The organism is Micromonospora sp. RTGN7, assembly GCF_033804645.1.
In the GTDB taxonomy this organism is placed as follows: domain Bacteria; phylum Actinomycetota; class Actinomycetes; order Mycobacteriales; family Micromonosporaceae; genus Micromonospora.
Genome location: NZ_JAPZLF010000031.1, coordinates 1 through 19,850, shown reverse-complemented (window position 1 = coordinate 19,850; position 19,850 = coordinate 1). Strand labels below are relative to the sequence as shown.

Below are 19,850 nucleotides of genomic sequence, written 5' to 3'. Positions count from 1 at the left end.
GCGTAGCAGGGGCCCCTCTCGACACCCGTACCAGGGGGCGTCGCCCCCGCCGACCGGCGGGCGGGGAAGAATGGACCCATGGTGTACGACGCGTTGGTGCTGGTCTCCTTCGGCGGGCCCGAGCGGCCCGAGGACGTGCTGCCCTTCCTCCAGAACGTGACCCGGGGGCGGGGCGTGCCCCCGGAGCGGCTGGCGGAGGTCGTCGAGCACTACCTGCACTTCGGTGGGGTCTCCCCGATCAACCAGCAGTGCCGGGACCTGCTCGCCGCCGTCCGGGACGACTTCGCCGCCCACGGGGTCGACCTGCCGGTCTACTGGGGCAACCGCAACTGGGACCCGATGCTCGCCGACACCGTGGCCCGGATGCGCGACGACGGGGTCACCAACGCCCTCGCGTTCGTCACCAGCGCCTACGGCGGCTACTCCTCCTGCCGGCAATATCAGGAGGACATCGCGAAGGCCCGCGCGGCGGTCGGCCCGGACGCGCCGGTGATCGAGAAGCTGCGCCAGTTCTGGGACCACCCGGGGTTCGTCGAGCCGCACGCCGATGCGGTGCGGGCCGCGCTTGGCCGACTCGACCCGGCGAAACGGGCCACCACCCGGCTGGTCTTCACCGCCCACTCCGTCCCCATCTCGGCGGCGGCCGCCGCAGGCCCGCACGGCGGCCGGTACACCGCACAGTTGGCGGAGGTCGCCCGGCTGGTGCACGCGGCCGCCGCCCCCGACCTCCCGTACGACCTGGTGTGGCAGAGCCGCTCCGGCCCGCCCCAGATGCCGTGGCTGGAACCGGACGTCAACGACCACCTCACCGCCCTCGCCGAGGCCGGCACCACCTCCGTCGTGCTCAGCCCGATCGGCTTCGTCTCCGACCACCTCGAGGTGGTGTGGGACCTCGACACCGAGGCGCTGGAGACGGCCCGCCGGGTCGGGCTGGACTTCGCCCGCGCCGGCACCCCGGGCACCGACCCGCGCTTCGTGGCCATGGTGCGCGAACTGGTCGCCGAGCGCACCGAGCCGGGCGGGGAACGCCTTCGCCGCCGTCTCGGCGAGCTGCCGCTGTGGGACACCTGCCCGACGGTGTGCTGCGTACCGGCCCGCCGCCCGTGACCGCCGCCGCCCGCCCTGCTACGGTCCGGCTTTCGATGCCTGGGGCGACGAATGCGTGAGCGCAAGCCGGTGGAGAGCTGGCTGACCGACATGGACGGCGTGCTGGTGCACGAGGGGCAGCCGGTGCCCGGCGCCCCCGAGTTCATCAACCGGCTACGGTCGTCCGATACGCCGTTTCTGGTGCTGACCAACAACTCCATCTACACCCCACGGGACCTGCGGGCCCGGCTCACCCGGATGGGCTTCGAGGTGCCCGAGCAGGCCATCTGGACCTCGGCGCTGGCCACCGCCCAGTTCCTCGCCGACCAGCGTCCGGGCGGCACCGCGTACGCGATCGGGGAGGCCGGGCTGACCACGGCGCTGCACGCGGTCGGCTACGTGCTCACTGACTTCGCGCCCGACTACGTGGTGCTCGGGGAGACCCGGACCTACAGCTTCGAGGCGATCACCAAGGCGGTCCGACTGATCAACGAGGGGGCCCGGTTCATCTGCACCAACCCCGACGTGACCGGCCCGTCGGTCGAGGGCGCGTTGCCGGCCGCCGGCTCGGTCGCGGCGATGATCTCGAAGGCGACCGGCGTGCAGCCGTACTTCATCGGCAAGCCCAACCCGATGATGATGCGCTCGGCGCTGAACACCATCGACGCGCACTCCGAGACGACCGCCATGATCGGCGACCGGATGGACACCGACATCCTCTGCGGGTTGGAGGCCGGGTTGGAGACGATCCTGGTGCTGACCGGGATCAGCACCAGGATCGAGACCGAGCGCTACCCGTACCGCCCGTCCCGAATCGTCGACTCCGTCGCCGATCTGATGGACGAGATCTGACCCGCCGCCGCCACGTCACACCCACCCACCGGGCGGGGTCAGGGGCGCAGCGGTGCGTTGCAGGCGGCGACCAGGGCCTGCCGGCAGGCGGTGGTGAGTGGGCGCAGCGCGGCGTCGCGCTGCTGGGCCTCGTAGTTGTTGATCGCCCCGCCCGGCGCACCGTGCCCGGCCAGCGCGAGCACCCGGTCGAGCACGGCGGCGCGGGCGAACAGCCGCCGCGACCGGGGGTCGAAGCCCGGCGGCAGGTCGGTGGTGCCGTCGGGCCGACGCAGCGCAGCCAGCGCGCCGGCCAACTCCGGCCGCCACTGGGCCACGTCGAGCCGGGTCAGCGCCGCGGTGGTCTCGGCGAGCGCGCTGGCCAGCTCGGCCTCCGCCTCGGCCGCCCCCGGCGAGATCAGCGAGGCGGCCGGTGCGTCGGCGGGCAGGGGGTAACACCGCCAGAGCACCGTCTCCCAGGTCATCCCCGAGCCGGAGGTGTGCGAGCGGACCTGCGGGATCAGCCCGAGGCCGCCGGCCACGACCGCCTCGCCGGTGACCATCGCGGTGCCGGCGAAGTCGCCCGGACCGGGCAGCCCCCGGGGGTCGCCGGGCGCGGGCAGCACCAGCCGGATCTCGTCCGGGGAGAGCTTCGCCAGGGTGGGCAGCGCGTCGCGCAGCGAAACGTCGGTCCAGGTGCCGGGGGCGTCCGCGACGAGGTGCTCCTCGTCGCCGGCGATCTCCTCGGCGACCTCGTCGAACGGCACGAGACCGGCACGCCACGCGCGCACCCAGGCGACGAACCGGCTCGACCGGTGCGGCGTGATCGTGACCGCGCCCGTTGCGGGGGAGGACATGCAGAAGAGGGTACGTCCTACGCCCCATCCCTGTCTCGACTGCCGCTCGCCCGGTCCGCCATCGATCCGATCATGGAATCGTGGTGGCCGGGTATTCCGCTCGTGCCCCTTTCCCGGGGCACCACGGCTCCATGATCGGCGCGGCTGACGCGCTGGCGGGCGGGGCCGGGGTTAGCGTGGTGGGATGGTGGGGCGTTACGGCGAGGACGTGTTGGCGGGGGACTGGCGGCGGCGCAAGGTCGTGCCCGAGGTGGACGCCGAGCCCGATCTCGTGGTCGAGGACGCCGACTCCGGGTTCTGCGGTGCGGTCGTCGGCTTCGAGTCCGGCGCGGTGGTGCTGGAGGACCGGCACGGCCGGCGGCGCAACTTTCCGCTGTTGCCGGCGGCGTTCCTGCGCGACGGGGAGCCCGTGACGCTGCGTCGGCCGACCCGCGCCCCGGTGCCGGCCGCCCGCCGGCGCACCGCCTCCGGCTCGATCGCCGTCGCCGGCGTACGCGCCCAGGTCGCCAAGGCCAGCCGGATCTGGGTCGAGGGCGTGCACGACGCCGCCCTCGTCGAGCGAATCTGGGGCGACGACCTGCGCGTCGAAGGCGTGGTGGTGGAGCCGCTGGACGGCATCGACGAGCTCGCCACGGAGGTGCACGCCTTCGCTCCCGGTCCGGACCGGCGGCTCGGCGTGCTGGTCGACCACCTGGTGCCCGGCTCGAAGGAGAGCCGGATCGTGGCCCGGGTGAACTCCCCGCACGTGCTGGTCACGGGTCATCCGTACGTGGACGTGTGGCAGGCCGTCAAGCCGGCCGCGCTGGGCATCGCGGCGTGGCCGGTGGTGCCGCCGGGGCGGCCGTGGAAGGAAGGGGTCTGCGCGGCCCTCGGGGTGGCCGAGCCGGCCGACATGTGGCGCCTCGTCCTGTCCCGGGTGAACACCTTCGCCGACGTGGAGACCCCCCTGATCAACGCAATGGAACGACTGATCGACTTCGTAACCGCCCCCCACCCCTAACCCCCACCCACTCCCACCCCACCCACTCCCACCCCCCACCCACTCCGGCCGCGCACGGAAAGCGTGGCTATTCGACGAGGAATAGCCACGCTTTCCGTGAATTTGCCGGCACCGGGATCCCCGGGGGCGGGGGCGGGGTTAGGGGTGTTCGGTTGGGGTGCGGGTGAGGATGAAGGTGGCCATGTCGAGAGCGACCGGGTCGCCGGCGGCGCTTCGGAGCACGGTGAGGATTTCGCCGTCCTCCGGGCCCGAGCGGCCCCGCCAGCGGTCCGGGCCCTCCTGGGTGAACCGCATGATCGGGTTGCCGATCGGGCCGGCCTCCAGTTCGCCGGTGGCGGCGTCGGCGCGGAACTCGAACTCCGAGCCCATCCACCACCAGCGGCCGGTCAGCTCGGCCAGCTCGGCCGGGGGCAGGGCGTCGGTCGGGCGCCACGGCGTGACCGGGTCTCCCCACGAGTCCAGGACGGTGGTGAGTACCTCCCGGCCGAGGCCGCCGAGGTGGCCGACCCGCAGGCCGTACGAGTTGGCGAAGCCGACCACGGCGGTGCGGGTGGGGCGGTGCACGGCCAGCCCGGCGACGTACCCGGGCATTGAACCGCCGTGGCCGAGATACACCCGGTCGCCGACCCGGAACAGCTCGACGCCGAGGCCGTGCCCGCTGGTCCACGAGTCGAGGTCGCTGATCGCCACCGGCACGCACATCTCGGTGAGCGTCTGCGGGGCGAGTACGGCCGGGTCGGGGTCGGCCAGGAACGCCGCCCAGCGGCCGAGGTCGGTGATCGTCGACCAGAGCTGTCCGGCCGGGGCCATCGCGCCGGTGTCGGTGCGCGGCTCCTCCCGCAGCGTCTCGTGCCACGGGTGCACCACGTATCCCCGGGCGAACGGCTCGGTGGCCTGGTAGGTGGTGCGGGTCAGGCCCAGCGGCTCCAGGATCCGCTCCCGGAGTAGGTCGAACCAGCTCGTACCGGTGACCGCCTCCAGCACCCCGCCGAGCAGCCCGTACGCCAGGTTGGAGTAGTGGTAGACCCGGTGCGGCGGGTAGGCGATCTTGTGCTCGCCCACGCCGGCCAGCACGGACGCCAGGTCGCCGACCTCGGCCCGCTCCCACCAGGGGCCGTCGGGCTCGCGCTGGAGGCCACTGGCGTGGCCGAGGAGTTGGCGCAGGGTGAGCGTGCCGACCCCGGTGCCGGGCAGGTGGGCCTCGAGGGGGTCGTGCAGGGCCAGCGTGCCGGCGTCGCGCTGCTGCATGATCAGCACCGCGGTCATCGTCTTGGAGATCGAGCCGAGCCGGTACTGCAGGTCGGCATTCGGGCGGGGATGCTCGCCTGCGGCGGCGACGTGGGCCAACTCACCGTCACGCACCACGCCGAGCACGAGCGACGGGGTACGCCCGACGGACTGTGCCCTGGCGACCGCGGTGTCGACCTCTCGGATGGTTTCGGGTGGCAGTGACACGGCTCCTCCAGGGTTCGCGGGACGGGGTCGGCACCCTCGCGGGCGGCTGCCGCCGAGCGTACTGATCTTGCAAAGGGGCTGCGCGTGCTTTTACGTGTCACTCTTGGTGGGTGGACGCGGTTTTCTGGATCGTGCTGGGTGTGGTGTTGGCGGTCGCCGAGATCTTCACGACGACGCTGTTCCTGATCATGTTCTCGATCGGCGCGTTCGCCGCCGCCGGGGCAGCGGCCCTGGGCGCACCGACCGCCGTGCAGGCGGGGGTGTTCGCGGTGGTCTCCGCGCTCACCGTGGTGGTGGCCCGGCCGGCGATCCGCCGGCACGCCCGCTCCGGCGAGGCCAGTGCCGAGCAGTCGTTCGGGGTGGAGGCGATCGAGGGATCCACCGCGGTGGTGCTGGAGCAGGTCGACGCCGAGCGTGGCCTCGTCAAGATCGGCGGCGAGATGTGGAGCGCCCGGTCGTACGACGTGACGCAGAGCTTCGTCCCCGGGCGGCGGGTGCGGGTGATAAAGGTCCAGGGCGCGACGGCCCTGGTCTGGGATGACGACTTTTCCACCGCGGGTGAGTTGCCCGAAGCGAGAGGGTAAGGGTATGGAAATTCTGACGGTGCTGTTTGTCGCCATAGCGTTGATCGTCGTGGTGACCCTGTTCAAGGCGGTGCAGATCGTGCCGCAGCAGCGCCAGGACGTGGTGGAGCGGCTGGGCAAGTACAAGCGCACCCTGAACCCCGGCCTGAACCTGCTGGTCCCGTTCATCGACGCGGTTCGCACCAAGGTCGACATGCGGGAGCAGGTGGTCAGCTTCCCGCCCCAGCCGGTGATCACCTCGGACAACCTGGTGGTCTCAATCGACACGGTGCTCTACTTCAAGGTCATCGACGCGGCCCGGGCGACGTACGAGATCTCGAACTTCCTTCAGGCCATCGAGCAGCTCACCGTCACCACGCTGCGTAACGTGATCGGCTCGCTGGACCTGGAGCGGGCGCTGACCAGCCGGGAGGAGATCAACCGGCACCTCTCGGGCGTGCTGGACGAGACCACCGGCCGGTGGGGCATCAAGGTCACCCGGGTGGAGATCAAGGCGATCGAGCCGCCGGCCAGCATCCGCGACTCGATGGAGAAGCAGATGCGCGCCGAGCGGGACCGCCGGGCGGCGATCCTGACCGCCGAGGGCCACAAGCAGTCGCAGATCCTCACCGCCGAGGGCGACAAGCAGTCCGCAGTGCTGCGCGCCGACGGTGACCGGCAGGCCCGGATTCTCCAGGCCGAGGGCCAGGCGAAGGCCATCCGGACGGTCTTCGACGCGATCCACCAGTCGAACCCGAGCCAGAAGGTGCTCGCCTACCAGTACCTCCAGGCGCTGCCGCAGATCGCCAACGGCACGGCCAACAAGGTCTGGATCATCCCGGCCGAGCTGACCAAGGCACTGGAGGGGATGGGCGGCGCCCTGGGCGGGCTGAGCCAGATGGTCGGCGACCAGCCGGCGCCCGAGGCGGCCGAGCACGCGAGCGCCGTCGAGCGGGAGGCTGCCGAGGCCGCCCAGGCCGCGGCCGCCGCCGCCCAGCAGATCAACGACGAGGTACGCGTCGCCGAGGCGCAGGCCACCGGCGGAAATGTCCCGCGTGGGCTGCCGGCCCCGGAGCCGGTCTCCCCGGGGAGCCTGCTGAACGACCAGGTCGACCAGCGCGAACGCGGCTGACGGCCGGCCGGCCGAGAGGGCCGGGCAGGAATGCGAATAATCCTCATGTGGCGCTCCGGCACCTGACACGATCGGTCCTGAGGGCCGGTGGTGACCAGGAGCCGGGGCGCCGCGGCGCGTCCGGCCCCGCCGACCAGCGCAGCGAGGTGACGCATGAAGGATCCCACGAACAGGAACCGCTCCGCCGCTCCCACGCCCGGCGCGCACGACCCGGACGGGCCGCTCGGCACCCGGCGCACCGGGGGCGGGTTCGGGGTGCTGCCGTTCGTCTCCGAGCCCACGCCCGGCGCCCCGGCGACCAACGCGACCTGGGCCTGGTCACTGCGCCGCTTCGGCCGCGCGGCCGTCTGGCTGCTGCCGGCATACGCGGTCCTGTACGGCCTGGTCGCGATGGCCAGCGCCGGCGGGGTGGGCAATGACCCTTACCCGGCCGACGGGGGGCAGCTCTACCTGGTCGGCTGGGTCGCCGCCGTCTGGCTCGGGCTGCTCGCCCTGCTGGCCCTCACCGGTCTGCTCGCGGCCACCCGCAGCCGCCGGGTGGCCGTCGCCGGGCTGCTGGCCAGCATCGCCGGCACCGTGCTCATGCTGCCCTTCGCCGGGCTGACCGAGCAGGCCCCGGTCTTCGGCACCACGGCCCGTACCCTCGTGCTGGTCGGGGCCACCTGCTACACCGCCGGCTGGCTGCTCACCGGCTGGGCGGTGGCCCGCTCCGGCATGTTCAGCATCGGCGACGGCACGATGCTGATGATCGCCGCACCGTTGCTGGGCATCGGCGGTGCAGTGATCGGGTCGTTGCAGACCTTCGGGGCGATCTTCGTGCTGATCGCCGGGATCGGCATCGGGTACCGCTCCGGCCGCCTGGTCCCCGCCGCGATCGCCCGGGACGCGGCCAGCGCCAGCGTCGCCACCGCCGCCACGGCCCCGGGTGGCGGCACGACCCCGGGCTCCGGCAGCGGCCCGCTCGCCGCCGGTTGACCCGCGCCTGGCCCATCGCCCTGGCCCCCGCAGGCTGAGACCCCGCAGGCTGACTCCGGCGGTCGATCGCGAGGTTCGTCCCGGATCCTGCCGCCCGAGCGGGGAAGTGCCTGGCAGGGCGTGGTGAATTAGCTGACAATCACCCTCCGGGGTGGCCGGATCGCGGCTTTCGTAGCAATCCTTGGCTCCATGCCGCTACCCCGATCCCCCCTGTCGCGGCTGTTCACCGTGCTGCTCGCCGGCCTGCTCGCCGGACTCACCCTCGCGGTGGCGGCACTGCCGGCCAACCTGCTGCTCGGCTACGCCGCGAAGTCGGCCGTCGGGTCGTACGCCACGCTGCCGGAGGCGCTGCGGACCCCGGTGACCCCGCAGCGCTCGTACCTCTACGCCAACGACGGCACGACGCTGATCACCACGTTCTACGACGTCAACCGCACCGACGTGCCGTTGGCCGAGATCGCCCCGGTGATGCGCCAGGCCATCGTGGCGGCCGAGGACCGGCGGTTCTACTCGCACGGCGGCACCGATCTGCGCGGCCTGGCCCGCGCCCTGGTCGCGAACGTCACCGGCGGCGGCACCGAGCAGGGTGGCTCCACGCTGACCATGCAGTACGTCCGCAACGTGCTCAAGACCGACCCGAACCGCAGCGCCGAAGAGCGGCAGGCGGCCACCGAGCAGACCGTCGGGCGCAAACTCCAGGAGATCCGGTACGCCACGGCGCTGGAGCAGCGGCTCAGCAAGGACGAGATCCTCAACGGCTACCTCAACATCGCCTACTTCGGCTCCGGCGCGTACGGCATCGCCGCGGCCAGCCAGCGCTACTTCGCCAAGTCCCCGGCCGAGCTGACGCTCTCCGAGGCGGCCCTGCTCGCCGGCCTGGTCCAGTCCCCGGAGGCGTACAGCCCGATCGACGGGGACGCGGACGCGGCGCTGGACCGGCGCTGGTACGTGCTCGACGCGATGGTCGCCACCGGCGCGATCACCGCCGAGCAGGCCGCGACGGCCCGGGCCGAGAAGCTGGCCCTGCGCCCCACCCAGCAGCCCAACGGCTGCACCGCGGTAGCCGACGGCCACGACGACTGGGGTTTCTTCTGCGACTACCTGCGCCAGTGGTGGCTCACCCAGCCGGCCTTCGGCGAGACCGTCTCCGAGCGCGAGCAGGCGCTGCGCCGGGGCGGCTACACCGTGGTCACCTCCCTGGACCCGAAGATCCAGGCCACCGCGCACCAGCAGGTCACCGCCGTGTACGGGTACGACAACAAGCGCGCCCTGCCGATCGCGGCGGTGCAGCCCGGCACCGGCCGGGTGCTCGCCATGGCGGTCAACCGGCACTACAGCCTCGAGGAGAACCCCGACGGGCAGGCCAACCACCCCAACACGGTGAACTCGCTGATCTCCGGCGGCGGCGGTGTCGACGGCTATCAGGCCGGGTCGACGTTCAAGCTGTTCACCATGCTCGCCGCGCTGGAGAACGGCAAGCAGTTGGCCACCGGCTTCGACGCGCCCAGCCGGTTGTCCACCCGGTACGCCGCCGAGGGCGAGGGCAGCTGCGACGGCAGGTGGTGCCCGGCGAACGCCAACCCGGCGTGGATGGACGGCTACCGCACCATGTGGGACGGCTTCGGCCGCTCGGTGAACACGTACTTCGTCTGGCTGGCCGAGCAGGTCGGCCCGGCGAAGGTCGTGGAGATGGCCCAGCGCCTCGGCATCACCTTCCGGGCCGACTCCGACGCCGCCTTCGCGGCGGACAATGCCGCCAACTGGGGATCGTTCACCCTCGGCGTGGCCGCCACCACCCCGCTCGACCTGGCAGGCGCCTACGCGGCGGTGGCCGCAGAGGGGACGTACTGCGCCCCGCTGCCGGTGATCTCGGTGACCACCGCCGACGGCGACAAGGTTCCGGTCGGCGACCCGTCCTGCCGCAAGGTGCTCGACACCGACGTGGCCCGGGCCGCCACCGACGCCGCCCGTTGCCCCGTCGGCCAGCAGACCACGTACGACCAGTGCGACGGCGGCACCGCGACCGCCGTGGACCGGATCGTCGGCCGCCCGGTTGCCGGCAAGACCGGCAGCTCGGAGAAGAACGCCACCGAGACCTTCGTCGGCTTCACCCCGCAGATCGCGGTAGCCGGCATCGCCGCCAACCCGGACGACCCGAGCGACTCGGTCGGCTCGGCCGTGCAGGCGAAGGTGATCGACGCGGTGGCCCGGACCATCCGCACCGCCGTCAACGGCCAACCCGTACGCGCCTTCACCCCGCCCACCCGAGAGCTGGCCGGCGAGGTACACCGCCCCACCCTGCGCCCCACCCCCACCCAACCCTCCCTCCCCCCAAACCCACCCCGCCGTCCCGACCGCAGTCGCGGCTGAGCTGCGCGATCTGTGGAGGTGGGGTGGGGGTGGGTGGGTTATGGGTGGGTGCAGGGGGTGCCGTTGAGGGTGATGAGGGTGGGGGCGGGGTTCGGGCCGCCGGTGGTGGTGGCGTTGAAGCCGAAGGTGGCGCTGCCACCCGGGGTGATCCGGGCGTTGTACGACTCGTTTCGGGCGGTGACCGTGGCACCGGTCTGGGTCACCTTCGCCATCCACGCCTCGCGCACCTTCTGGTCGCCGGTGAAGGCGAAGCGGGCGGTCCAGCCGTTCACCGTGGCGGCGCCGGTGTTGCGGATGGTCACCTGAGCGGTGAATCCCGTGCCGTCGGACCAGGCGCCGTAGTTGGTGTACGACACGGCGCAGGTCGGTGCGGGGACGGCCGCCGCGTCGTCCTGGTCGGCGAGGAACGAGGCCAGCCAGGCCAGCGCCGAGTTCCAGTTGATGGCCACCTCGTTCGTCGAGTACGAGTTGATGTCGTCGACGTAGCAGAACATCGGCTCGCAGCCGGCCAGCAGGTTCGCCGAGAAGGGGTCCTGGAGGGCGGCGTTCGCGCCACCGGCGAGCGAGCCGGCGGGCGGGTTCGGCAGCGTCGGGTCGAACTGGTGGCCGTACATCCGGCTGTGCTGGTTCTGCGCGGCATGCTCGCCCCAGCCGGTCACGTACGAGATGTTGAGCGCGTTGCGGCCGAGGAGGTAGTCCGCCGCCTGCACCGCTCCGTCGCGGTATGTCGCGTCCCGGGTCAGGTCGAAGGCGGTGGCCAGCACGACCGCGTTGTTGGCGATGTTGCCGTTGGCGCCCCAGAAGTAGCTGTTCGCGTGGCCCGGCATCGGCAGCCCGTACGCCTGGCCGCGCAGGATCTGCAGGTAGCGGTCGGCGGCGGCGGTGACCGAGGCGCGGACCCGGTTGCGGTCGGCGGTGGGCAGGCCGCTGGGCACGGTGGCCAGGTCGAGGCGGCCCAGCGCGGCGACGCCCTGCCAGCCGAAGCCCTGGTCGCCGAAGACCGCGCCGGTGTGGTGCCGCGAGGCGCTCAGGTCGGTCAGGTACCCGGTCCCGCCGGTGCTCAGGTACAGCTCGGCGGCGGCCCAGTAGAACTCGTCGCTGACGTCGGTGTCGTCGTACGCGCCGCCGCCGGTGGCGTCGGCCGGGCTGGCGTAGACCGCCGGGTGGGCCTTCGCCGCTGCGTACGCCGTCCGCGCGGCGGTGCCGCAGCGGGTGGCGAACGCCGCGTCGTAGGGGGCGAAGAGCCGGGCGCACTGGGCGGCGACGGCGGCCAGGTTGAGGGTGGCGGCCGTGGACGGCGGGTGCAGCTCGCGCGGCTGTGGGTCGTCGGCCGGGTCGAGCGGCAGGCCGGTCCAGTTCTTGTCGTGGATCTTGTGGTGGACCATCCCGGCCAGCGGCTTGCCGGCCGGCACCTGCATGCGCAGCAGGAACTCCAACTCCCAGCGGGCCTCGTCGAGGATGTCCGGCACCGCGTTGCCGCGCTCGGGCACCCGTAGGGTGCCGTCGGCGAGGCCGGCGCCGCCGTCGGCCGTGGCCGCCGTCTTGGTCCGCTCGAAGGTGTTCAGCAGTTGGTACGTGGCGATGCCGCCGTTGACGACGTACTTGCCGTGGTCGCCGGCGTCGTACCAGCCGCCGCGCACGTCGAGGGAGTAGTCGCAGACCCCCGGCTGGCAGGGCACGCTGGTGTCGCCCTGGTTGGGGGCGACGCCGAGGTGGCCGGCGGGGCGCGCGTACTCGTCGCCGACCAGGCCGCCGTCGATGGCGATGCCGCTGCGCTGGATGTAGAAGAACTGGAGGGCGTCGCTGCGCAGTTGGTCGTAGAGGGCGCCGGAGATGTCGAACGGGTGGCTGGTCTCGCCGTCGGCGACGAGGGTGTAGCCGCTGCCCGGGGTGCGGTAGGCGGAGAAGTCGACGTTCTGCACGTTCTGCCCGGAGGCCTCGTCGACCCCGCGTGGGGTGCTGCGCCCGCTGGCCACCACTGCGCCGGTGGCGGAGCGGAGCTGCCAGCCGAGCGGGGCGGCGGTCTCGGTGACCACGGTGGCGTTCTTGGGGCCGCCGGGCAGGTAGCCGACCTGGTTCACCCGTACCCGGGGGCCGGTGTCCGGCTCGTACGGCTCGGGCGGCTCGCCGCCGCGCAGCGAGACGTTGTCCAGGCAGACCGTCTGCTCGATGGCGGCCCCGCCGACCTGGAAGATCAGCTGTGCGGCCGGGTTGTCCTCGCCGGCGGTGAACGTCGTGGCGAAGTGCTGGCTGCCGCTGGTGGCGGCGGCGTCCACGCTCGCATACTGCGTGTAGGGGGCGGCGCCGAGTTGGAGCACGGCCCGGACGTTCGCCCCGGGGGTGGCGGAGATGTCGAAGGAGAGCTGGTACTCGGCGCCGGCGGTCAACGGGACGGCGTCCTGGCCGATGCCGGCGTCCCAGGGGTTGGCCAGCCCGCCACTGACGGTGGCGCATCCCCGGCCGTCGGTGGCGCCGAGCGGGCCGGTGCCGTACGAGAACCAGGGGGTGACGCCCGCGCTGAAGTCGCCGTTCTTCAGTTGCTCGGGGGCGTCCGGGGGGACCTCGGCGTGGGCCGCGCCGGCGGTGGTGCCGGTGAGGGCGAGGGCGGTCGCCGCGGCGAGCGCTGCGAGGCGGCATCGGCGGCGTCGGGATGGCGTCACGGGGGTTCCTTCCGAGGGGACAGACTGCACCGGAGCTGGGAGCGCTCCCAGTATCGCTCCGATGTTTCCAGCGGGTGCCCGTCATGTCAATTGAAGAGTCTGAATAAGGCTTGGTCGGATCGTCGGCGGTCCGGGTCCGTCAGGTGAGATTCCCCGCGCCACGCGACGTCGTGGCGATCTCCTAGAGACAACTCCACCCTCCAACTGGCAGGCTGCCTCCCATGACCCTGAAGCTGCGTTCTGTGGGGGCGAGTCACCGCGGGCTGATCCGCAGCGGCAACCAGGACGCCCTGCACGCCGGGGCCTGGCTCGTCGCCGTCGCAGACGGCATGGGCGGGATGGCCGCCGGAGACCTGGCCAGTCGGATCGCGATCGACGCGATCGGGCCCCAGGACCTGGCTACCCCCGAGGACGCCCTCGTCGCCGCGCTGCAGAGCGGGATCGAGTTGGCGACCGCGGGGATCAGCCAGGCGGTTCGGGAAGACCCGGAACGGCAGGGCATGGGCACCACCCTGACCGCCCTGCTCTTCGCCCGTACCGGAAGCTGTCTCGCGCTGGCCCACGTCGGCGACTCCCGCGCCTACCTCTACCGCGAGGGGGTGCTCAAGCAGATCACCCGGGACGACACCTTCGTGCAGATGCTCGTCGACCAGGGGGTGATCACCGCCGACCAGGCCGCGAGCCACCCCCGCCGTGCCGTGGTCACCCAGGCGTTGCAGGGCGAGGAGGTCTCCCCGGCGTACGCGACGATGGTGCCCCGGGCCGGCGACCGATGGCTGCTGTGCAGTGACGGACTGTCCAACGTGGTCCGTTCGGACACCCTCGCCGAGGCGCTCGGCGCCCACCCCGACCGGGACGAGTGCGCCCGGCGGCTGATCGAGCTGGCACTGCAGGCCGGCGGCCCCGACAACGTCACCGTCGTCATCGCCGACGTGGTCGACGAGGATTGATCCGGCCGCTGCCGACGCACCTTCCCGACGCCGCCGACCGACGCCCAGCAGACCGCCCGGGTCAGCGGCGGCGTGGACGCCCGGGTCAGCGCCCGGGTCAGCGGCGGCGTGGCGCCGCCCGGCGGGTCGGCTCCGCCGTGGTCGGGTCCTCCGGCCAGGGGTGCCGGGGGTAGCGCCCGCGCAACTCGCCGCGGACCTGCGGGTACCCGGTGCGCCAGAACGACGCCAGGTCGGCGGTGACCGCCACCGGCCGGCCGGCGGGGGAGAGTAGGTGCAACAGCACCGGCACCCGCCCGTCGGCGATCCGGGGCGCGTCGGCCCAGCCGAAGGTCTCCTGGAGCTTCACCGCGAGGACCGGGGCGGCCGGGTCGGTGTAGTCCAGCCGTACCCGCGAGCCGCTGGGCACCGCGAGCCGTTCCGGGGCCAGCTCGTCCAGCCGGGCGGCCTGGCGCCAGGGCAGTAGGCGGCGCAGCGCGCTGGCCACGTCGACCCGGGCCAGGTCGGCGCGGCGGCGGGCGGCGGCCAACTCCGGGCCGAGCCACTCATCCACCCCCGCGAGCAGGGCCTCGTCGCTCACGTCCGGCCAGTCCGCGCCCAGGGCGTGCCGGCAGAACGCCATCCGCTCGCGCAGCGCCCGTGCAGCCGGGGCCCAGGTCAGCAGCGTCAGGCCGGCGCGGCGCAGCCCGTCGCGCAGGGCACCGGTCACCAGCGCCGGATCCGGCCGGATCAGCGGCCGGGCGACCAGCTCGATCGCGCCGAGCCGGACCACCTCCCGGGCCACCACGTCCCCGCCGGCCCAGGCCACCTCCCGAACCGAGCGCAGCAGCGGACCGCCGGCCTCGCGGGCGGTCGCCTCGTCCAGGCCGGCGGCCAGCCGGACCCGGGCGGTCGGCGCGCCGGGGGAGCGGTCCGCCACGGCGATCGCGAGCCACGCCACGCCGGCCAGCCCCGAGCCCGGGGCCAACTCCGCCTCGGTCCCGCCCGCCATCAGGTACCCCGATCCGCCGGCCCGGCGGGCGCGGGCCAGCCGCTCCGGGTACGCCAACCCGACCAGCAGCCCGGCCGCGAGGTCGTCGGGCAGCCGGCCCGCCCGCCGTTCCCGGGCCGGTGGGCGGCCGAGCGGGTCACCGACGGGACCGGGTGGTGGCCCGGCAGGGCCGGCGTGGCCTACCGCCCGTCGCGCGCCCGTCCCGTCGGGCAGGGCGGCCCGCAGCCGGCGTACCTCGGCTCGCCAGCGGGCCGTGGCCCCCGGGTCCGTGCCCGTGCGCAGCCGGCGCCAGGCGGCGGCCAGGTCGTCGCCCGGCCCGGCGACGGTGTCCTCGGCGAGCACCGCCACCACCTCGGCGGCCCGGTCGGCACCGACCACCGGCGCACCGTCGAGCAGCGCCCGGGCCAGCCGGGGGTGGGCCCCCGCGCCGGCCATCGCCCGGCCCCGGGCGGTGATCCGGCCGTCCGGGGCCAGGGCGCCGAGGGTGGTCAGGGTGTCCCGGGCGACCGTCATGGCGGCGACCGGCGGCGGGTCGGGCAGGGCCAGGCCGCTGCCGTCCGGGTCGCCCCAGGCGGCCAGCGCCAGGGCGAACCCGGTGAGGTCGGCGGTGGCGATCTCCGGCTCCGGCTGCGCGGCGAGCCGGGCGTGGGTGGCCTCCGACCAGCAGCGGTAGACGTGCCCGGGGGCCTCCCGGCCGGCCCGGCCGGCCCGCTGGGTCGCCGACGCCCGGGACACCGGGACCGTGATCAGCGCGCCCAGCCCCCGGGCCAGGTCCACCCGGGGCACCCGGGCCAGCCCGGCGTCCACCACCACCCGGACCCCGGGCACGGTGAGGCTGCTCTCCGCCACGGCGGTGGCCAGCACCACCCGCCGCCGGTCGGCCGGGCGCAGCGCCGCGTCCTGCTCCGCGCCGCGTAGTCGGCCGTGCAGCGGCAACAGCGCGACGGAGTCCCGCAGACCGGCCAGCCGGCCGGTCACGGCGGCGATCTCGCCCACCCCGGGGAGGAAGACCAGCAGGTCGCCGTCGTGCTCGGCCAGGGCCCGGCGGACGGTGGCCGCCACATGGTCCAGCAGCGCCGGATCGACCCGGCCGGTCCCGGTCGGGGTGACCGGCCGAGTCGGCGGGGCCCACACCCGGGCCACCGGGTGCAGCGCCGAGGCGGCCCGGATCACCGGGGCCGGCACGCCGTCGGCGCCGAGCAGCGCGGCGAACCGGCCCGCGTCCGGGGTCGCGGACATGGCCGCCAGCCACAGGTCGGGGCGCAGCGTCTCCCGCGCCTGTACGGTGAACGCCAGCGCCAGATCGGCGTCGAGTTGCCGTTCGTGGCACTCGTCGAGCAGCACCGCGTCGACCCCGGGCAGCTCCGGATCGTGGTCCAGTCGGCGCACCAGCAGGCCGGTGGTGACCACCTCGACGCGGGTGGCCGGGCCGACCCGGCGTTCGCCGCGCACCGCGTACCCGACCCGGTCGCCGACCCGCTCGCCGAGCAGCGCGGCCATCCGGTGTGCCGCCGCGCGGGCGGCCACCCGGCGCGGCTGGGCGATCACCACCCGGCCGGCGACCGCCCCGGCCACGGCCAGCGGCGCGAGGGTGGTCTTGCCGGTGCCCGGGGGCGCCACCAGGACTGCGCCGCCGGTCGCGCGCAGCGCGTCGAGCAGCGCCGGCAGCGCGGGTCGGACCGGCAGGTCAAGGGGTACGTCGGCGAGCATCGTCCTACTGTCGCACCAACGCCTGCAGCCGCCGACCGAGGCATGCCGCGTCGAGGCCGGCAAGCGATCGCCCGGGTGAGCTCGACAGCAATACCTCGGCGGCGGCCGGTGGCCTCGGCGGCCGGCCCGGCGATCACCCTCCGAGTCGGCCGGGGCAAGATTCGCAGGTCGCATGTGCACGGAGTGCGACTGCCGAAACTGGGAGTTGCGCTGTCATCAGAGGGCGTGCATCCTTTCACCCGGCGTCAACCAGTTGTGGACAATCTGTTCGGGAGGCTCGTTTGCTCACCGCCGACGAGTTCTATCTGATCGCTCACAACGACAGCCGGGGCAAGGCGAAGCTGCACCCCAGCGCGACGAACATCGGCCTGGCGGCTGGGCTCCTCGGCGAGTTGGTCATCTTCGGGCAGGTCACCATCACCGCCGGGAACGTGGTGGTGGTGGACCGGCGCCCACCGGCCGATGCCCTCGCGCACACCGTCCTCGACCAGTTGATCGGCGAACCACAGCACCAGGCGGTCCGCACCTGGCTGAGCTTCCTCGGGCAGAGCGCGGTGACGTCGGTGGCGGAGCGGCTGGCCCGGGCCGGGGTGCTGCGCCGGCATGAGGGCCGCCGCCTGCTGCGCACCAGCGTGAGCTACGTCCCGATCGATCTGAACGCGGTCGCCTGGCCGGCGACCCGGCTACGCGCCCTGCTCGACCGGCCGGAGCCGCCGAACGTGCCGGACGCGCTGCTGTTCGGTCTGGTCGCCGCCACCGGGCTTACCCGCGAGGTGCTGTGGAGCGCCGGCACCCGTGCCCACCACCGGCTCAGCGTCCTCATCCCGGCGTTACCCCCGCCGTTGAAGGAGCTCGTCGCACACACCGAGGCTGCCGTCGGCGCCGCCGTGCTGCGCGGCATGCCCTGACGGCCGACGCCCTTCACCCCTCCGGAGCACACCCTTGTCCCGCAGAGTGACAACCGAACGACCGAGCAACGTCACCGACGCGCTGGCCCGCGGCCGGCTCGGCGTGCCGGCGGTGATCTTCTTCGTGATGTCCGCCGCCGCACCGCTGACGGTGGTGGCCGGCGTGGTCACCACCGGGTACGCCATCACCGGCGTCACCGGCCTGCCGTTGGCCTTCCTCGTGGTCGGCGCGGTGCTCGCCCTGTTCTCCGTCGGCTACGTGGCGATGGCCCGCCGGGTGGAGAACGCCGGCGCGTTCTACGCGTACGTCACCCGGGGGCTGGGCCGGCCGGCCGGCATCAGCACGGCCTGGATGGCCATGATGGCGTACAACGCGCTCCAGGTCGGGCTGTACGGCGCGATCGGGGCGGCGGCGACGCCGGTGCTGGACCGGCTCTTCGGCGTCACCCCCGCCTGGTGGCTGGTGGCCCTGGTCGCCTGGGCCCTGGTCGCCGTGCTCGGCCTGCTCCGGGTGGACGTCAACGGCATGGTGCTCGCGGTGCTGCTGATCGCCGAGATCGTGGTGATCCTGGTGTTCGACCTGGGGCAGCTCAGCCACCCGGCTGGCGGCTCGGTCAGCTTCACCGCCCTGGTCCCGGACAGCCTGCTCGTTCCGGGGGCGGGCGCACTGTTGGTGATCGCCGCGACCGGCTTCGTCGGCTTCGAGTCCGCGGTGGTGTTCAGCGAGGAGAGCAAGGACCCGAAGCGCACCGTCCCGATGGCCACCTACCTGTCGGTGGCGATCATCGCCGGGATCTACGCCCTGTCGTCGTGGGCCATGACCGTGGCCACCGGCCCGGACCAGGTCGCCGAGCAGGCCGGCGAGCAGAGCATCGACCTGATCTTCAACCTGGCCGGGGCGCACTTCGGCGACTCCGCCGTCGCCATCGGCCAGGCGCTCTTCATGACCTCGGTGCTGGCAGCGATGATCTCGTTTCACAACACCACCGCCCGGTACATCTTCGCGCTCGGCCGGGAGCGGGTACTGCCGGCGGCGTTCGGGCGGACCTCGCCGCGCACCGGGTCGCCCCGGGTCGCCTCGCTGGCGCAGAGCACCCTCGGCCTGCTGGTGATCCTGTTGTACGCGGCCAACGGCTGGGACCCGGTGCTCCAGCTCTTCTACTACAGCGGCACGGGTGGCGGCTTCGGCGTGCTGGTGCTGATCGCCATCACCTCGGTCGCGGTGATCGCGTACTTCGCCCGCACCCGGGCCGAGGAGAGTCTGTGGCGGCGGTTGATCGCCCCCGGGCTGGCCGCCGTTGCACTGATCATCATCATCATCCTGGCGGTGGACAACTTCGCCATCCTGCTCGGCGTGGCGCCCAATTCCCCGCTGCGCTGGGCCATTCCGGCGGCGTACCCGGTGGTAGCGCTGGTCGGCCTGCACTGGGCGCTGGTGCTGCGCGGCAGACGGCCGGACGCCTACGCCCGGATCGGACTGGGCGCGGAGAGCGCGGCCCTGATGGACGTACCGCCGCCCGGCCCCGGGTCCGAGCCTGTTCCGGCGGGGCGACGGTGAGCGACGTGCGCGTCGAACGCCTGGGGTCGGCCGAGACCCGGCTGGCCGCCGAGCGGATCGCCGAGGCGTTCCTGGTGCTGAAGGCGACCCACTGGCTGGTGCCGGAGGCCGCGGAGCGGGAGGCCGTGCTGGCCGACGACTTCGAGATCCTGGTCGGGCACGCGATGGCGCACGGCCAGGTGCACGCCACCGCGGACCGCGCGGCGGTCGCCGTCTGGTTTCCGCAGCGCGGCGAGGAGGTTCCTCCTCCGGCGGACTACGACACCCGGCTGACGGCGGCCTGCGGAAAGTGGACCGAGCGGTTCCGTCACCTCGACGAACTGTTCGCCGACCACCACCCGCACGCCGACCACCATCACCTGGCCTTCCTCGCCGTCACGCCGGACCGGCAGGGGCAGGGGCTCGGCTCCGCGCTGCTGCGGCACCACCACGCCTGGCTGGACGCCAACGGGATACCCGGCTACCTGGAGGCGAGCAGCGAGACGGGCCGGGATCTGTATGCCCGGCACGGCTACCGGTCGCGGGAGGTCTTCCGGCTGCCGGACGGCACCCCCTTCTATCCGATGTGGCGGGAACCGGCGGGAGTCTGACCCGCGTCGCCCGCCTCGACGCGGTGGGGCCGGAACGTGGGAAGGGCCCCCCCCGCGGTGGGCCCCGGGGGGGCGTTCCCCGGGGGGGGGGGGGCGGGGGCCCCCCCCCCGCCGCCGACCCCGGCGGTGATCACGCCGACCCCCTCACCCGTGGCCCCGACCTCCGCAGGCCCGACGACGGCCGCGCCGACGTCCCGGCCGCCGACGCCTACGGGCCGGC

Annotated in this window: 15 protein-coding genes; 11 read left to right on the top strand and 4 right to left on the bottom strand. The window is 73.7% G+C overall.

Translation table 11 applies throughout. The annotated features are described in order from the left end of the window. Positions 1–78: 78 nt before the first annotated feature. Positions 79–1,107 (top strand): ferrochelatase, encoded by a 1,029-nt coding sequence (locus tag SNR22_RS27905; protein ID WP_320069656.1) that lies wholly within the window; start codon positions 79–81, stop codon positions 1,105–1,107. 51 nt (positions 1,108–1,158) lie between these two features. Beyond that, entirely contained in the window at positions 1,159–1,938 is a 780-nt protein-coding gene (locus SNR22_RS27900) for an HAD-IIA family hydrolase (RefSeq protein WP_320069655.1), read from the top strand. Positions 1,939–1,976: 38 nt separating this feature from the next. Here SNR22_RS27900 and SNR22_RS27895 read toward each other — a convergent pair whose 3' ends face one another. Further along, on the bottom strand, positions 1,977–2,771 hold the full coding sequence (locus SNR22_RS27895; protein WP_320069654.1) for a hypothetical protein: 795 nt from the start codon (positions 2,769–2,771) through the stop codon (positions 1,977–1,979). 184 nt (positions 2,772–2,955) lie between these two features. Here SNR22_RS27895 and SNR22_RS27890 point away from each other — a divergent pair, with 184 nt between their 5' ends. After that, complete coding sequence (locus SNR22_RS27890; protein WP_320069653.1) at positions 2,956–3,771, top strand: DUF3097 domain-containing protein; 816 nt, start codon at positions 2,956–2,958, stop codon at positions 3,769–3,771. Positions 3,772–3,909: 138 nt separating this feature from the next. On the opposite strand, the gene SNR22_RS27885 is transcribed toward SNR22_RS27890, so the two are convergent. After that, a complete protein-coding gene (locus tag SNR22_RS27885) occupies positions 3,910–5,226 on the bottom strand; it encodes a serine hydrolase domain-containing protein (RefSeq protein ID WP_320069652.1) in 1,317 nt (438 codons plus the stop codon). Between the two features lie 110 nt (positions 5,227–5,336). On the opposite strand from SNR22_RS27885, the gene SNR22_RS27880 reads away from it, so the two are divergent. The 4 genes from SNR22_RS27880 to SNR22_RS27865 all read left to right on the top strand — a co-directional run bounded on the left by SNR22_RS27880 (position 5,337) and on the right by SNR22_RS27865 (position 10,266). Next, positions 5,337–5,810, top strand: coding sequence for an NfeD family protein (locus SNR22_RS27880; RefSeq protein ID WP_320069651.1), 474 nt, complete (start codon positions 5,337–5,339; stop codon positions 5,808–5,810). A 4-nt stretch (positions 5,811–5,814) separates the two neighbouring features. Further along, positions 5,815–6,921 carry an SPFH domain-containing protein gene (locus tag SNR22_RS27875; RefSeq protein ID WP_320069650.1) on the top strand — a complete coding sequence of 369 codons (1,107 nt, stop codon included), beginning with the start codon at positions 5,815–5,817 and terminating at the stop codon, positions 6,919–6,921. Positions 6,922–7,074: 153 nt separating this feature from the next. Next, entirely contained in the window at positions 7,075–7,896 is an 822-nt protein-coding gene (locus tag SNR22_RS27870) for a hypothetical protein (protein WP_320069649.1), read from the top strand. A gap of 189 nt (positions 7,897–8,085) precedes the next feature. Continuing rightward, complete coding sequence (locus tag SNR22_RS27865) at positions 8,086–10,266, top strand: transglycosylase domain-containing protein (RefSeq protein WP_320069648.1); 2,181 nt, start codon at positions 8,086–8,088, stop codon at positions 10,264–10,266. A gap of 38 nt (positions 10,267–10,304) precedes the next feature. Here the strand turns inward: SNR22_RS27865 and SNR22_RS27860 are convergent, their stop codons facing one another. Next, a complete protein-coding gene (locus SNR22_RS27860; protein ID WP_320069647.1) occupies positions 10,305–12,926 on the bottom strand; it encodes a glycoside hydrolase family 9 protein in 2,622 nt (873 codons plus the stop codon). Positions 12,927–13,147: 221 nt separating this feature from the next. Here SNR22_RS27860 and SNR22_RS27855 point away from each other — a divergent pair, with 221 nt between their 5' ends. Further along, positions 13,148–13,876, top strand: coding sequence for a PP2C family protein-serine/threonine phosphatase (locus SNR22_RS27855; protein WP_320069646.1), 729 nt, complete (start codon positions 13,148–13,150; stop codon positions 13,874–13,876). A 97-nt stretch (positions 13,877–13,973) separates the two neighbouring features. On the opposite strand, the gene hrpB is transcribed toward SNR22_RS27855, so the two are convergent. Continuing rightward, positions 13,974–16,574 carry an ATP-dependent helicase HrpB gene (gene hrpB, locus SNR22_RS27850; RefSeq protein WP_320069645.1) on the bottom strand — a complete coding sequence of 867 codons (2,601 nt, stop codon included), beginning with the start codon at positions 16,572–16,574 and terminating at the stop codon, positions 13,974–13,976. A gap of 281 nt (positions 16,575–16,855) precedes the next feature. Here hrpB and SNR22_RS27845 point away from each other — a divergent pair, with 281 nt between their 5' ends. The 3 genes from SNR22_RS27845 (at position 16,856) to SNR22_RS27835 (ending at position 19,630) form a co-directional block, all read left to right on the top strand. After that, positions 16,856–17,482, top strand: coding sequence for a GOLPH3/VPS74 family protein (locus SNR22_RS27845; RefSeq protein WP_320069644.1), 627 nt, complete (start codon positions 16,856–16,858; stop codon positions 17,480–17,482). A gap of 103 nt (positions 17,483–17,585) precedes the next feature. Beyond that, entirely contained in the window at positions 17,586–19,040 is a 1,455-nt protein-coding gene (locus SNR22_RS27840) for an APC family permease (RefSeq protein ID WP_320069681.1), read from the top strand. Further along, on the top strand, positions 19,037–19,630 hold the full coding sequence (locus SNR22_RS27835) for a GNAT family N-acetyltransferase (protein ID WP_320069643.1): 594 nt from the start codon (positions 19,037–19,039) through the stop codon (positions 19,628–19,630). Before SNR22_RS27840 ends, SNR22_RS27835 begins: the two co-directional genes overlap by 4 nt. Positions 19,631–19,850 lie beyond the last annotated feature (220 nt).

What these genes read in the sequence shown, in the direction of transcription:
- SNR22_RS27905 (WP_320069656.1), top strand. Translation starts at nt 79, where the DNA reads ATGGTGTACGACGCGTTGGTGCTGGTCTCCTTCGGCGGGCCCGAGCGG.
- SNR22_RS27900 (WP_320069655.1), top strand. Translation starts at nt 1,159, where the DNA reads ATGCGTGAGCGCAAGCCGGTGGAGAGCTGGCTGACCGACATGGACGGC.
- SNR22_RS27895 (WP_320069654.1), bottom strand. Translation starts at nt 2,771, where the DNA reads ATGTCCTCCCCCGCAACGGGCGCGGTCACGATCACGCCGCACCGGTCG.
- SNR22_RS27890 (WP_320069653.1), top strand. Translation starts at nt 2,956, where the DNA reads ATGGTGGGGCGTTACGGCGAGGACGTGTTGGCGGGGGACTGGCGGCGG.
- SNR22_RS27875 (WP_320069650.1), top strand. Translation starts at nt 5,815, where the DNA reads ATGGAAATTCTGACGGTGCTGTTTGTCGCCATAGCGTTGATCGTCGTG.
- SNR22_RS27870 (WP_320069649.1), top strand. Translation starts at nt 7,075, where the DNA reads ATGAAGGATCCCACGAACAGGAACCGCTCCGCCGCTCCCACGCCCGGC.
- SNR22_RS27865 (WP_320069648.1), top strand. Translation starts at nt 8,086, where the DNA reads ATGCCGCTACCCCGATCCCCCCTGTCGCGGCTGTTCACCGTGCTGCTC.
- SNR22_RS27855 (WP_320069646.1), top strand. Translation starts at nt 13,148, where the DNA reads ATGACCCTGAAGCTGCGTTCTGTGGGGGCGAGTCACCGCGGGCTGATC.
- hrpB (WP_320069645.1), bottom strand. Translation starts at nt 16,574, where the DNA reads ATGCTCGCCGACGTACCCCTTGACCTGCCGGTCCGACCCGCGCTGCCG.